This is a genomic window from Leeuwenhoekiella palythoae (assembly GCF_900130045.1).
Classification (GTDB): Bacteria; Bacteroidota; Bacteroidia; order Flavobacteriales; family Flavobacteriaceae; genus Leeuwenhoekiella; species Leeuwenhoekiella palythoae.
This window is the reverse complement of the sequence record NZ_FQXT01000003.1, coordinates 274,848-288,389: the sequence shown is the minus strand read 5'-3', so window position 1 is coordinate 288,389 and position 13,542 is coordinate 274,848. Positions and strand designations below refer to the sequence as shown.

Below are 13,542 nucleotides of genomic sequence, written 5' to 3'. Positions count from 1 at the left end.
TATATTTTAAAGTTTGCCAAGATGAGTACGCCCCAAAATGACTTTTTGATTAGTTTTTTGCTCATAGGTATTTGATGGAGAAGGGGTACAGCTGTAAAGCCTGCCTTGATGGTAAATGGTGTGCAAACTGCTTAGCACTTTATTTAGGGAAGTAAGTGCGGTTTCATCTTGTTTCTGGCCGGCGTTGGTCTTAGAAAGCAGCCAGTTTTTATACGCAGCTTCAAGTAAAACCATTTCATTTTCTTTAGGTGGATTACCGTCAGGCTCGGTATAATTTTTTGGATACCCAATCCAGCATATTTTTGGAAGAATATGTGACGGCAGTTCTCTGCAGATCAAATCTTCCACATAGCGTCTAAAGTCTATATTGCCAAAGCGTTCCGTCCAACCCGGAAGTACAATGCTCACTCTAAAGCTATAGGGGTCTAACGGTTCACATGCTTCTTCAATCTGTTCTTTACAAATGGGTAGAAACGTATGTTCTGGTGCTGTATTTTTAGTAATATCAGGTCGGAGAAGTATGTGTTCAATAAGATACATTCCTTCATTTCCTGCAAAGGATTTGACCAGATTAAGCACAGCTCTACTTGCTTTACGCGCATTAGCTCTACTGTTAAATTGAGCAATACGCCGGGCGATAATGTAATCTTCGCTTTTTGTATTGGTGATCGTTGGATTCACAAGAACGAAATACCATTTAACCTGATCTTCAGGATTCTTCTTTTTGATTTTTCTGAACTTGTAATTCGAAGGATCGGTAGCATAGCGTTTTACCAGTATTAACTCTTGGTGCAATGCTTCAAGACTCGCGTAATTCTTAGTTGCAGAAGACAGAATGGTCTTTGAACCGTCTTTTATTCGCCAGCGATATTCTAGTTTGTTATCAGCGTCTTTTTCCTCATAAATTTCAACGTAATCTTCAGAAAGATTTCTGCGGTTGATGTCAGTAATTCCTAATAGAAGATAGAGCCGTTTTTGTAGCGCAGAAATATTATCAGTTTCCCAAAGTTGAGCTTCGGGTTGCTGATACCAGTTAAAAGCTGCTCCTCGCGCATAACTACTTTCAGCATATTGCTTTAACAAACGTTCTTTGGTATCTAAAACCGCATCATTTGCAAGATCTCCATAGATCTTTTGCGTTAGAAAAGCGTAGTTACCAAAATCTTCTGCAAATCGAGACAACAAATGGTCTACTATTTCGTGGCGCTTTTCACTGTTTCTAGCAGTATAATCTGAATAGAATAGGTCGCTTAATTTTTCCTCATCGTTATAATTTTGAGGTTCCCTTAAAAGTTCCTCAAGACCTTTTATATCCGTAAGAGGTTGAGCAAAAAAGTTTTGAGATTTATCACCAGCAACCGAAAGTAAATTACCTACGGTACTAAGGTGTTTAAAATAATTAGCCAAAAGCTGATCGAAGAATAATAGATAGGCCTTGAGTTGCTTAGCCTTGACCTTATCAGCTTTAGAAGCATTGCTTTTGAGTCCGTAAGGGCCTATACCATAAACCTCTGGAAGATCGTTTTGAATACTGCTTGTTTCGGCAAGGTTGGTGAAAATTCCTTTTGGTATGTCTAAATCTTGAGAAGCACTTTTGATTTGGGTACTCACAAGGAGTTCCTGTTCTTCAAATGCGGTTTGATATGCTTTTACTTTATTTTCATCAGGTACAAGCGGTATAAAACCTTTAAAAAAGCTCCACGAACTTTTATCGCATAGCACCGGTTTTTTACCGTTTTCAATACAGATACCCCAATTATCAGGGGGAGGTGTTTGGTCAGAACAAGCGCCTATACTTATGGCCTTAACATATTTAATTCCATCTATTTTAGTAAGTATTGCGATCAGATCGCTTTGGCGTACTTCGGTTCTTAATTGAGCTGCTTTTACCTCATTACTATCTAAAAAACCATTTTCTAATACTGGTCCGTTAAAGATCTCTTGAGTTTCTAGACCTAATTCAAGCAATTGAGCTAAGGTTTTGGGACGTATTGAAGGCGTAAGGTATTGATCAATCTTTTGTAATACAGTTGCTTTTACGAGATTTTCATCAGCCTCAGGTTCCAGTTCTAGTTGGGCGCAAATTTTAATGGGATGTTCCCCAACCTCAGTGATATGAATGAGGTCTTCACATAAATTGCGGTTGGTTTGGTAGCGCTTCATTAGTTCAGGTCTCAGGCTATTTATAGAGCGGGTACCGTCAAGATCAACAATGAGATCATATAATCCATTCAGTATCGTTGTATGTTCATCTTGAGGCTTTAAATATGAATAAGACGTATTTTTTAGAAAGCTTCGGTAACTTAATTTGGCATCTTTTGTATTGATGTAAAGTTTCTTATTATGCTTTATTAACCAGGCGTTACGCACTCCCGGAACGTCTATAAAGAGTTTTCTGTAATCTAAATGCGTTACCGGCTTACAGCTTAAAATGTCTGAAGCTTTATGAAACTGATCAAGGTTATCTTCCTGTTTGTGGGCGATAAGCGTTTCAATAGGAAGGCTCATGCGTTGACCAAGATCGGTAAGTGCGTAGCATAACACTTCGAGAATGGTTATCCCGGGATCGTGGCTGTTATAGTCTGTCCATAATTTGCTACTCAGAGATTCTATATAGGCAATTCCGCTTTTGCGTAAAAATTCAAAATCAAGATCATCCTGAGTGCTTGTATTCTTTGATAGCGATATGTGTTCTTGTAAACCTAACATGAGACTAGAACAGTATTTTCGTTAGACTTACACGTGCTTTTTGCCAAATCAATAGTGTGTGTTTTGGCAGAAACTAATATAGCTTTTGGAGAAGAGGGGACGATTTCATTTTTTGGTGTTGCCTGATGCATTAAAACTACATCGCTCAAATAGTCTACATAGCTTAATTGTTCAAGATGACTTATAAGCATACTTTTATTAATAGACACGCCAAATGTTAGCAGGGAAACCTCTTCATAAGCCCAAGGCGAAAGCCATTTTTTCACAGCTTCCTGTAATTCATTTTTATAGTGATGCTCGTCATAACCTTTATGAAATTTTACTTTGAGAGCAACACTTACAGGCTCATACTGCGGATTGATTATTTGCGGCGTGATGAAATACGACGTTCGTTCAATTAAAAATTCTTGAATTTCATTCAATTTGGCAGTACTGCTTCTAGGCTCAAACAGGTCAAAAACGGGTTTGTTAACTGTATTAGGTATGACCACTAATGTGACTTTCCCTGCTGCTTTAAATTTAGTTTTACAGGTATGGTTTAAACATTTTACCTTATAAATTTCAGGGAAGTTCTGTAGCACCAGATGTTCATAATCCCAAAGATTCAATGCACGATCCTTATGGCGTAGTCGTTCACTTACTCTTCTGTAATAATCAGCTTGGGACTCTTGAGTTCTTCCATTGAAGCTAGAATAGGGTTGCATTACTTTTTTAATGGAAGCAACACGCGTGTTTAATTTGCTAATGCTTTCTGCAGGCAAACCATTTTTTAAATGCTGAAAACTTGCGGAAGCTAAATGAGCTTTTACAACCTGAGTATGAATATTTATAAACCTACACACTACATCAAAGGCTCTAGATGTATGCGCTCGTAACCAAATAAATCCTTTAGGCATTAAAAGACTTTCGGTTGAAGCCGATTCAGGCAAGGCCAATGTAATAATTCCGGTTTTTAGAAAATTGTCTGTTTCTTCCCGCAGGATTTCCTGATCGGTTAATGCTTGCCAACCCGAAGCAGTAAGAACTGACCATTCGATTTTTTCTTGTTCTGCAAACGATTCTTTCAAAGGATTTTCTGTTCCCTCTTGAAGCTGAAACAAAAAGCTTACCTGCGCTCCGGGCTGGGCATTTTCAAGAGCTAAATAAAGATATCCTCCTTCCTCGTATTGAGGAAACACCGTAGTACCCATTGAAACGCCATATGGATGAATTTGATAAAAATTTAGTTGCTGATCAGTTTCTTCTGCTTGCTTATCTGAGGTAAGGTCTAACCGTTGCGTAGCGTAATAACTGAGTTCTAACGATTCCAGAAGTGGGGTGTAAGGCTCGTTAGGAATAATTACTTCTGGATCTTGAGCGGCCAAAGCCAGTGCGTAAAGTTTAGGATAGAGTGTATGATAAAAACTTGTATTTAAAGTAAGTTCAATAGGATGTTCACCAGATTGGATTCCGTTTTCACTCAGACTTTTAATGTTGATATTGGTTTGGGATGCTCCTTCAGTAAATAATGGATGCGTATCTTTAGATTGAGAAGTGCTAAAAAGTCTGTTCTCATCTGCTATAGTAATCTGTGCAGAAAAATGGTCGTTACTCTCAACAATGAGATTATCAAGATCAGAATTCCAAGTTTTGGGAAGTTTAGCTAACTCTGTAACTTCGGTTTTACTGCCAATCTTATAAATACTTTCCACAAAAGCGCGCGTAGAATTGATGGTGCCGCTTCGGTATCCTAAATAATGATCTCTAAAGCTTTGAGGTAAATTAAGCCAGTTAAGCCTAAGGTTTATTTGAAGCCAATTCTTGGTTGTAAGTTCAGAGCATTTTATTTTAAAACGGGACTTTTCAAATGGTCTAGGCCCAAAAGGATAAAATGGTTTTGATGCGCTTAAATTCCCGATGTCATTACTTAAATCAAGCGTTGTGAGTCCATCAACCGCCACGGCAATTTCGACATCATCTAAAATTAATTCACTAAGCGATTGGGCCAGATCATAAGATTCTGTAGAATTTATGGATAACTGCAGTTTTACTACCGGAATTCCATTTTTAAAATTTCCAGTATGGATTGCTTCATCAAAGCCAACAATTGCTTTTTCTGAGGCTTCTAAACTAAAAGCAAAATTGATAATTCCAGATTCTGATGAGGTTTCAAAGCCCGGATAACTTCCTTTTTCTTGTAATCTAATTGGACCGATCCAGCCTTTTTCACCGGTGACAAAAACTTCAAGTAAATTAATAAACTCCTCACTATCAATCTTTTTGTTTTCTTTATAGAAGGTTGAAATACGCACTTGACGTAGTCCGGATTCCAAGTTCAGTACGGTGGCAGCTACAGCAAAACCTAGAGTAGCATTGGGTAATTCAGGACGGTTTTTAAATGTTTTAGGATAGCCGAAGGGCATCCAAAATTGTTCTTCTTTGAGTTCTTGGTCTATACCATCTAGCGTATTGGTTTTTTGGGTTGCCTTGAGTACTTTAGTTATAGGATCTTTATAATTACTTCTAATATTAGCGAGCTGAGCCTTGTTTATGACTGTGGTCTGCTCAGTTGCGTAAAGAAGTGGCTTATTGTGCTCGTCTTTTCCTGCAACGGCTTGGGTAGCCTCAGGTAATGCATAGGATTCTATATTTTTAGCGAGTTCAAATAGTAAATGAACCTGATCGTTTTGAGCGGGTTTCTTGGCGATCTTTAAAACTTCAGAATAGTAAAAATCCAGATGTCTTGTAGTGATCGTATTAAACCGATTTTTAGAATGTTCTAATAATCTTAAAAAAGAAATAAACAGGGCTAAGTGCGGCGTAATGGTATGTTCCTTTTCACCTTGCTCTAAGTAATTTTGAAGCGTCTTAGCATCGCCAGAAATAAAAAAGGTTTGCCAATCACCTATAGCTTGTTCCGGATTACGAGTACCGAAGTACTTAACCTCTTTGGCAAAATTGTAAGCCAATTGCATATAATCCTCCCAAGACAAGTCATTCAGTTGAACTGAAGCAGGATTGGGGGCTGCGGCAGTTCTATCTTCTTGAGACGTTCCGCTTAGCGCATTCAAAAAAGAGTTGATACAATTGGTACTCATAATTATTTTAATTCAGTTCCTTCATTGATGTAAAAGGGATAAACCATATTGCCACGCGAATTGGTTAAACGCACGGTGTAATGCACGATCATGAGTACTTCACCCTCTAGAATACGTGATTGATCAAAATCGATCTTATCCAGTTCGATTCGTCTTTCATTATACAGGATGGCCATTTTCACCCGGTCTACGATGTAGGTGCGCGTGCTCATATTTAGTCCTTCAAAAACAAAATCACTTAAGCTTGAACCATAATTAGGAAGCATAATGCGTTCTCCCAATTTAGTATTCAGAAGAATATGAAGACTTTGATTGATGTCTTCAATAGCAGAAACCATTTGGATATTTTTAGTTTCTTTATTAAACTCTGGTGGAAAACTCCATCCTATACCTAAAAATGATTCTTCAATTTTCATAATCCATTATTTTTAACCGCCAATATCAACAGTTGGAGCTCCTATAGAAATTGTTCCGCCGTGTGCTGTTGAGTCTCCCATTCTGGCCGCCGGCATTCCGCCAATTAAAACACTTGTTGAACCCGAGGCGATCACATCAGGAGGTCCTACACAAACCGCATTATCCCCAACGCGAGCTGCCGGCATTCCTTCAATAAGCACGGTAGGCTCTCCCGGCCCAATTATAGGCCCGCCCACGTGCGGAACAGTTGGCGTTCCCGGCGTTTGCATCGGGCAGGTATGCATATCGTTAAGTCGTGCTGCAAGTGGCATAGGTTTAATTTATTTGTACTAATGATCCTTTTAAAACAGCTATCGCTGAGGTTGATAATTCTGCTCCTGCTGCGCCTTCGGCTTTTAAATCTTGTTGTGCTTTTATGCTTATGTTTTGTCCCTCAAGATTGAGGTCGCCTTTAGCCTGTATAGTTATAGCACCGCTGCTGTCTAGAGCGATTCCGTCACTGGTGAGGCTGACACTACTAGTGCCATTGTCATCAACATGAATTTCCTCATCGTCATCATTGATGATTATGCTTCGACCTCCTGGTGTGGTGATGGAAACTGATTTTTTTTCATCGTTGAATAAAAATTGAATTCCGCTACGCGTAAAAAATCCTTTTTCATTATTCTCATCGGCTGCCTCGATTGGTGCAGTGTTAATACTACTATGTAAAGCGCCTAGTATAACAGCGTCGTTGGGATCGTCATTGATAAATCCTAGTATAACTTCGTCATCGATCTCGGGGCGGAATAGGGATCCGCGATCTAAGCCGGCATCTAGCAGTGCAATACGTGCCCAAATCCCTTCTTCAGCATTGTTGATGATTGGAATCTTGACCAAAACACGTTCGGCACCCTCAGGATCATCTTGTAATTGGGTGACTTTGCCAATTTGTAAACCGCTTATTGCTGGAATAATACCAGAAGCCGGCTGTGCATTTACTTCAAAAGTTTCACTAAACCATTGCGGACTCAAGCCATACTGAAGATTTGTGAACCAGTTTCCATTAGCGATCTCGTGATGTACCGCGGTAATGTATGCTTTGCCATTAAAACGATCGCCTAATCCTTTAAGAATTACGTTCATTCCCGGTTTTACCGAAGCATTCCCTTGAATTTTTATACGCCCCCGATTAAGCGACAACAGATGAAGTTGCAGTTTAGCATCAGCCCAGTCCTGTAGTACTTCTTCGGTTAGATTTCCGCCGTGGTTGAGTTTAAAATTTTCAAGATCTACTATTTCAGCGAGATCCATTTGGGTTAGATTTCCCAATTCTAAAGCGTTAGATGTACTTGCTTCTTTTTCGCTTACTTCTTGATCACCGCTGTTCCAAGTATAGGATGTGATGGTTTTCAGTGCATTTCGGGCGTCTATTTCACCGTCAAAATCATAAATGTTAAGTCCGTATTCTAATGTGATTATCGGTTCGGTAGAAAGATCAGGTTTCTTGAATTCAATAGTGTTTCCTTCAAGAAAACATAAAAATCCGTTTATTTGGGCGCGTAGTACGATAAAGTCCCAATCGGTAGTTTGATATTGAATAAGTTGAGGGTGAGTATAATTTGATTGCTCTACCGATGCATTAATGCCTGCATTACCAAGAATACTTTCAATAATATCACTATCAGAACTATCATAAAAGTAGTTGCTTTTGGGGCCAACGGTAAGCTTAACAGCCTCGTGTTTACACTCAACAACAAGCATAGAAACAGACTCTCTTATTTTTATACTATGCCGAACAACTATACCCGTAAATAAGCTTACATTATCATTTTCATAGCCCGCTAGGATTTCTAATTCGCTGCCCGGAATTAAATCTTCTGAAGAGCTAACCGCAAATGTCCCGGTAGAAACATCACCATCTACCAGAATAATCGATGCATAAGGAATACGATTAACTTCGTGATGAATTACCATAGACTTGATCGAGAATGAAGCACTTTTATCAGTGCCATTGATCAAAAGCTTATAGCTAACTATTCCTGTATTTAGTGCGGTAGCAGTGTTCATGTGACTAATGCATCAAATGGTTTTTTCTATAATAGGAGGGAAGAATATCTTCTGACCGGGTTTAAGTGTTCTAAAATTGGTGATCCCGTTTGCCTGAGCCACTTTCAAATAGTATTTGGAATCGCCATAAATGCGAAAGGCCATCAACGGAAGCGTATCTCCCGATTCTACAATACGTATGTGCGTGAGATCTGGTGAATTTCGGTTTTCGTCTGCCAAACGTAATTCAGGGTCTACCGTTTCTTTAAACCTGGCTTTGATCACTGCTCTTAACGGAGTTCCTTGCGGATTAAAAAGTTTATATTCGATATTCATCTCAATTAAAATCCCTTTAAAAAGCAGACTCCCCCAACGGATTTCTAAATAATAGGGGCGATGTTCATCCCCAGAATATTCAAACGCTACTTCTTTAAATTGCTGAATATCATCGACCACTCCGACGTCTTTATCGTGATTTTGATTGTGAGCAATTATGCCTGTACGATCAAACAAGAATTCAAGATCTAGATTTTTGGGAGGCATTTTTTCAAATCTGGGATCATTGCCACTAGACCCTGCGGCCTGATCATCATTGTATTCAATTTTGTACGCCAGCGTGTATTTTTCTGGATTAAGCAGAGATGTAAAAACTCCATCAGCTACTTTCTCGCTATATTTTATATCGCGAAAAGCGGTGATCTTCAATTTAAAAAGTTCTCCTAAAGCCATTTATCGTTCATTTTTTCGTTCTTGAATACGCATAACTTGTTCTATGCATGCTTCGATGAGTTTTTCTTTTTTAGCAGAAGAGGTTGTCGAGGTCGCAGCGGTAGAGTTGGCGTTATCGCTAACATTTATTTTGATATGCAATTCTTTAATTTCAATGGGCATAATCAAGATTTAAAATAGTTATACGCTAGTTCTATGGTTTCTATAGCGATGCTGTTCTGCTCTGCATTAAAATCTGAAACCGACCATTTTACGGGATACGCGTGAACTACATTCCAGGTCACCAGAGGTTCGTGTTCATTATTTAAAAGTTTGATCGTGACATCTGTAGGACTGAAATCAAAATTTTCTACAGCGTCCTTGCACCATTTAATAAGTTTCGAATCACTTACGAGTCCGCGTTTTAGGACCAGATTAGGAAACTTGGTACGAACGGGTAATTTATGCTTAAACCTATTTTCTCCACCTTCGGCATACTCTTCCGTTTCTATATCTACTGAAAGTCCGCTCACAGATTGAAACTGATGATCGATTTCAGGAGAAACCGCACCAAATTCAACTTTAAAGTGAAAACCAACCGGTGGATAGTAGTCTGCCATTATGCTCCGTTTTGAATTTCAAGCCCTTCGTGCACAATCTCTATTGATTCTATAGCCACTTCATTGGCGTCAGATTTCAAATCTGTTGACTGTACTTTTATAGGAAATGCATTTTTTACTTTCCAAACAACAACAGGCGCGTGCTCTTCATTTAGGAGACTTATGGTAATGTCACGCCGTTCGATGGTGTTGAGTTTTACACTGTTCCACCAAGCGAAGTATTCATTGTCAGCCAAGAAGGTACCACGTTTCATCGTGATGTTGCTGTATTTTTGCATTCCCGGCATTTTAGTTTTGCTGTATTCCGGGCTTGCTCCGTGTCTATATTCTATAGGTTCAATTTCCACATCAAGACCGGAGACTTCTGTAAAACCTACATTTGTTCCGCCCCAATCAACGAGGAAATGAAATTTTGCTAATGGATATATTGCTGCCATTTTTGTGATTTTTAATTACTAGGATTAGATGTTTAGTTTTTTATGATTCCTGCATTTTATGAGAGAATTTCAGTATTATGAATTCTGCAGGTCGTACTACCGCCATACCTATTTCGATCGCCATAATTCCGTTTAAGATATCTTCGGCGGTCATTGTTTCTCCAAGCCCTACACGCACATAAAAAGCTTCGTTTGGTTTAGCCCCGGCAAGAGCTCCTGCACGCCATTGAAGATTTAAAAAGTTTTCGATCATTGCGCGTACTTTTACCCAAGTGTTGGCATCGTTACTTTCAAATACAAACTGTTCAGTTGCTTTTTTAACCGATTCTTCAACCATATTGAAAAAGCGACGTACAGGAACATAACGCCATTCGTTATCATTTCCGGCAAGTGTACGTGCACCCCAAACCATAATGCCTTTTCCAGTGAAAGGTCTAATAGCATTTATAGATTTTCCGGCAACGGTATCTACATTCAAGCCTTGCTGATCGTCGTGATCTATAAGGTGTGTCACACCTACAACACTATTTAAAGAAGTGTTAGCTGGAGCTTTCCATACACCGCGGTTAGCATCTGTTCGTGCATAAACTCCTGCAATTGCTGCACTTGGTGGTAGCACTATGTATTCTCCTGCAATCGCATTTTTAATTGATTTTAGTGCCGGAATCATTTCGGTTGCGGCTGTTTCGTAGGTGCTTAAATAATTTGCCGTAGTGCTGCTGATATAGTCTAATGCCGATTTGATTTCAGTATAGAAACTACTCACAGTAGGGAGTAATGCGGCTATTTGGCTTGATTGACTTTCGGTATCTACAAAATAGGTTGTACTACTTGAGGATGGCACATAATCTACACCTGTTGTAGAATTAATTACATTACTAGCAGTAAAAGCATCATTAAAACTTTTGAGAATATCACCCATAGTCTCCGTAATGGTTTGAATACTGCCACTAGTCAAACTTGTATTAAATACTGAATTTAAATGCGGTTGTAAGGCTTGGTCAGGCGGCGTTGCTGAAGTGTGTTTTAATTTGTAATTATCGGTTCCCACTTCAACAATATCTCGTATAAAATCAATTGCATCGGCATAGAATTGAAGGAGACTAACAAGGTTTCCAATAGATGAACTTGTTGTGACCGTAGTAAGCAACTCTTGATATTGATTATCAACCGACGAACTAGAGTCGGCAAGGTCACTCAGCTTATCTGATACGAGTGCGCTGTCATCTATGAGTTCATCAAGTTGATTAGCAAGACTTTTGGCATCTTCATCTTGAATCAACTCGGCTAGAGTAACCGATACGCCTCCAAAGCTTATTTTACCTTTTAAACTTTTATAATGCACCGTTCGCGGCAAATTTGCTTTTAACCAAGGCGTGTAGGCTGCTCCATATTTTAAGCTGTTCATACCCACGCCATTTCTAAAAGCATTTATATCTACCTCGAGATCTTCGTTATCATTTTTAATACCTAATAGGGCAAAGCGATCGCCTAATTTTCCACACTGTTTTAATAATCCCTGATTAAAGGAGTCTAGATCAGCTTGATCTAATAAACAGGCATCGGGAGAAACTAAAATGGTAGGTTCATCTACTTTTGCGATTTTGGCTAAACCGTTTTCTAAAGCTGTTAATGCAATACTATCTTCACCGCATTTACCTACACTTACTATGTAGCAATCACCGCCACCATTTGCATAGAAAAGTCTCAACGCATCATATAAATAATACGTGTCTTGTATAGTAAAAGAAGCAACTGATTTTGATGCTGTTAACTGAATATCGTTAATATTTGCTTCGGGTGCACCTCCATAAAGGGAAACAAACTCTAACATAGAGCCTATTTTCTTAGGAGTCAAAAGCAAATCTTGTTCGGTTTTATGAGAAACTTTATTTGTATACCCTATAAATGCGGGAATAGCGGTCTCAACCTGCGCTACCGAAGGAGGAAATACTGATATTTCTTCTACATATACTCCGGGCGTTTTATACGATGATGCCATAATAGAAAGTGTTTAATTAATATAAATGTTAGAATATGTTTTGATGAGCGAACCGTCTGTATCACGGTCTTGATAAATTCTAGAAGGAGTAGGAGTAGGGTAGTCAGTACCCGCATTGCTTATGGGGACAATCCCATGCTGTACTAGAGGTTTTTCTTCAGGTTCTGTAGTGTATATCAGAACCTTTGTCGCTACTGAATAATAGCGCCAAATGGTTTTTCGATTATGAAATACAATTTTAAAATGCGGTGTATGCTGTGGAAGCGTTCCATTTAATAAAATCAGATTTAAGCCCGAACCCGCATCACGCATTTTTAAGGAGATTATAAAAGGTTTTTCGGTTCGAAGGTCACCATATTTCTTAATGAGAAAGTCTTTAAAAGCTTCGGAGACCGAATGATTTTTAGCGTTTGATTCTTCGTTGTGTCTAGCTAAATAAACAGGTGCGGCAGCATTGTAAAGCGTGGCATAATTACTTAGGAAAAGCGGACGGTCAAAAGCTGGATCAAGGTCTGTGTAATTATAAAATTGTGGGTCTAAAAGTTGAATATAAAACTCAAGCTTTAGGTCTTGATCTAAAGCAATTAATGGTGTGTAATTAGGAGCGGTATCATTTAAAAGTTCAGCTTCAATCAAAACCACAAAGCCTAAAGGACTTGGTTTTAGCAACATTCTGTGATTCTGTAGGTTTACTTTTGTCTCAGCAGTAGGAACTATTTTTCCGAAGGAATTCCAGTTATATTTTTGAAGTTGTTTTTCAAGAACTGTTTCATTGATGTCAAAAGGAGTGATTCCGTCATCTAAGAAAAACTTATGGAAAATATCCAGTTGAAATAAAGGACGATATGTGGTAATGGTACTCACGATGTTAGGTGTTTAAAATTGGTATTAACCTGTGTGAGTAAAGCGCCTTCATCTAGTACATGTTCACGCTCTAAGCTTAAAATATTGAGCTTATAGATTGCCGCAGGATATGCCTTACCGCCGTTCATGCTCCAGATGTAATTGAGTTCTTCAAAGGAAGGTGTGTAAAGCTCAATCGTGAATTGAAATTCTTTTACAGCTTGCATTACTTGCGTATTTCTGGAAAACAATGTGTTTTTATGATTGAAACTATTTTTCCCTTGAAAAAACTGAAGTATTGCCGCAAGAGATCGTAAGGAAAACGCATACTCAAGACGGTTGCAGGTAAACAGAATGTAGGCATTTACAAATACCGGAGTATTTTTATATACAGGTTTGCCGGATTGAACCGTATAGTTGCGCTGATTTTTGAGTGTCACCTCTTCTTGAAGATTCAGCAATGAAACAACTATTTTATTATCTAATGGTTGATTATCTCTATTGGGCTTATCAATAAAATGCGCAATAGAATCTAAAGTCACCAGATTGGTGCCTAAATCCATTTCTTCTAAATAGATTTCGACTTGCTCTCGTAATATTTCGAGGGATTCATAGAGCATGGGTTGGAGAGTTTAGAATTTTGGTTATTCAAATTTAAATAGATAAATAATTGATATTCAGTGGTTAAAATCCCGAAACAC

General features: G+C 38.6%; 12 protein-coding genes. All 12 read right to left on the bottom strand.

The features are described from left to right. Positions 1-6 precede the first annotated feature (6 nt). From BUA96_RS08495 to BUA96_RS08445, 12 genes are read right to left on the bottom strand one after another with little or no spacing between them, the layout of a single operon-like run. Positions 7-2,709 carry a hypothetical protein gene (locus BUA96_RS08495; protein ID WP_072982238.1) on the bottom strand — a complete coding sequence of 901 codons (2,703 nt, stop codon included), beginning with the start codon at positions 2,707-2,709 and terminating at the stop codon, positions 7-9. Next, positions 2,703-5,786 (bottom strand): baseplate J/gp47 family protein, encoded by a 3,084-nt coding sequence (locus tag BUA96_RS08490; RefSeq protein ID WP_072982236.1) that lies wholly within the window; start codon positions 5,784-5,786, stop codon positions 2,703-2,705. Before BUA96_RS08490 ends, BUA96_RS08495 begins: the two co-directional genes overlap by 7 nt. A gap of 2 nt (positions 5,787-5,788) precedes the next feature. Then, positions 5,789-6,202 carry a GPW/gp25 family protein gene (locus BUA96_RS08485; RefSeq protein ID WP_072982234.1) on the bottom strand — a complete coding sequence of 138 codons (414 nt, stop codon included), beginning with the start codon at positions 6,200-6,202 and terminating at the stop codon, positions 5,789-5,791. Between the two features lie 12 nt (positions 6,203-6,214). Then, positions 6,215-6,514: a PAAR domain-containing protein gene (locus BUA96_RS08480; RefSeq protein ID WP_072982233.1), complete on the bottom strand. Its 300-nt coding sequence runs from the start codon at positions 6,512-6,514 to the stop codon at positions 6,215-6,217. A gap of 4 nt (positions 6,515-6,518) precedes the next feature. Next, positions 6,519-8,252: a type VI secretion system tip protein VgrG gene (gene vgrG, locus BUA96_RS08475; protein WP_072982231.1), complete on the bottom strand. Its 1,734-nt coding sequence runs from the start codon at positions 8,250-8,252 to the stop codon at positions 6,519-6,521. A gap of 12 nt (positions 8,253-8,264) precedes the next feature. Beyond that, the gene (locus BUA96_RS08470) at positions 8,265-8,960 is read right to left on the bottom strand and encodes a CIS tube protein (RefSeq protein ID WP_072982230.1); all 696 of its coding nucleotides are present in this window, start codon (positions 8,958-8,960) and stop codon (positions 8,265-8,267) included. Further along, positions 8,961-9,122, bottom strand: coding sequence for a DUF5908 family protein (locus tag BUA96_RS17285; RefSeq protein WP_164916923.1), 162 nt, complete (start codon positions 9,120-9,122; stop codon positions 8,961-8,963). Positions 9,123-9,124: 2 nt separating this feature from the next. Then, the gene (locus BUA96_RS08465; RefSeq protein ID WP_072982229.1) at positions 9,125-9,559 is read right to left on the bottom strand and encodes a phage tail protein; all 435 of its coding nucleotides are present in this window, start codon (positions 9,557-9,559) and stop codon (positions 9,125-9,127) included. Continuing rightward, a complete protein-coding gene (locus BUA96_RS08460) occupies positions 9,559-9,996 on the bottom strand; it encodes a phage tail protein (RefSeq protein WP_072982228.1) in 438 nt (145 codons plus the stop codon). Before BUA96_RS08460 ends, BUA96_RS08465 begins: the two co-directional genes overlap by 1 nt. Before the next feature lie 40 nt (positions 9,997-10,036). Next, positions 10,037-11,998 (bottom strand): phage tail sheath family protein, encoded by a 1,962-nt coding sequence (locus tag BUA96_RS08455; protein WP_072982227.1) that lies wholly within the window; start codon positions 11,996-11,998, stop codon positions 10,037-10,039. 12 nt (positions 11,999-12,010) lie between these two features. Next, on the bottom strand, positions 12,011-12,862 hold the full coding sequence (locus BUA96_RS08450) for a hypothetical protein (protein WP_072982226.1): 852 nt from the start codon (positions 12,860-12,862) through the stop codon (positions 12,011-12,013). Beyond that, positions 12,859-13,461 carry a Pvc16 family protein gene (locus BUA96_RS08445; protein WP_072982225.1) on the bottom strand — a complete coding sequence of 201 codons (603 nt, stop codon included), beginning with the start codon at positions 13,459-13,461 and terminating at the stop codon, positions 12,859-12,861. The genes BUA96_RS08450 and BUA96_RS08445 overlap by 4 nt, the downstream gene beginning before the upstream one ends. Positions 13,462-13,542 lie beyond the last annotated feature (81 nt).

Bases quoted from the DNA above. Each gene is read 5' to 3' on its own strand.
- BUA96_RS08495 (WP_072982238.1), bottom strand. From the start codon at position 2,709: ATGTTAGGTTTACAAGAACACATATCGCTATCAAAGAATACAAGCACT.
- BUA96_RS08490 (WP_072982236.1), bottom strand. From the start codon at position 5,786: ATGAGTACCAATTGTATCAACTCTTTTTTGAATGCGCTAAGCGGAACG.
- BUA96_RS08485 (WP_072982234.1), bottom strand. From the start codon at position 6,202: ATGAAAATTGAAGAATCATTTTTAGGTATAGGATGGAGTTTTCCACCA.
- BUA96_RS08480 (WP_072982233.1), bottom strand. From the start codon at position 6,514: ATGCCACTTGCAGCACGACTTAACGATATGCATACCTGCCCGATGCAA.
- vgrG (WP_072982231.1), bottom strand. From the start codon at position 8,252: ATGAACACTGCTACCGCACTAAATACAGGAATAGTTAGCTATAAGCTT.
- BUA96_RS08470 (WP_072982230.1), bottom strand. From the start codon at position 8,960: ATGGCTTTAGGAGAACTTTTTAAATTGAAGATCACCGCTTTTCGCGAT.
- BUA96_RS17285 (WP_164916923.1), bottom strand. From the start codon at position 9,122: ATGCCCATTGAAATTAAAGAATTGCATATCAAAATAAATGTTAGCGAT.
- BUA96_RS08465 (WP_072982229.1), bottom strand. From the start codon at position 9,559: ATGGCAGACTACTATCCACCGGTTGGTTTTCACTTTAAAGTTGAATTT.
- BUA96_RS08460 (WP_072982228.1), bottom strand. From the start codon at position 9,996: ATGGCAGCAATATATCCATTAGCAAAATTTCATTTCCTCGTTGATTGG.
- BUA96_RS08455 (WP_072982227.1), bottom strand. From the start codon at position 11,998: ATGGCATCATCGTATAAAACGCCCGGAGTATATGTAGAAGAAATATCA.
- BUA96_RS08445 (WP_072982225.1), bottom strand. From the start codon at position 13,461: ATGCTCTATGAATCCCTCGAAATATTACGAGAGCAAGTCGAAATCTAT.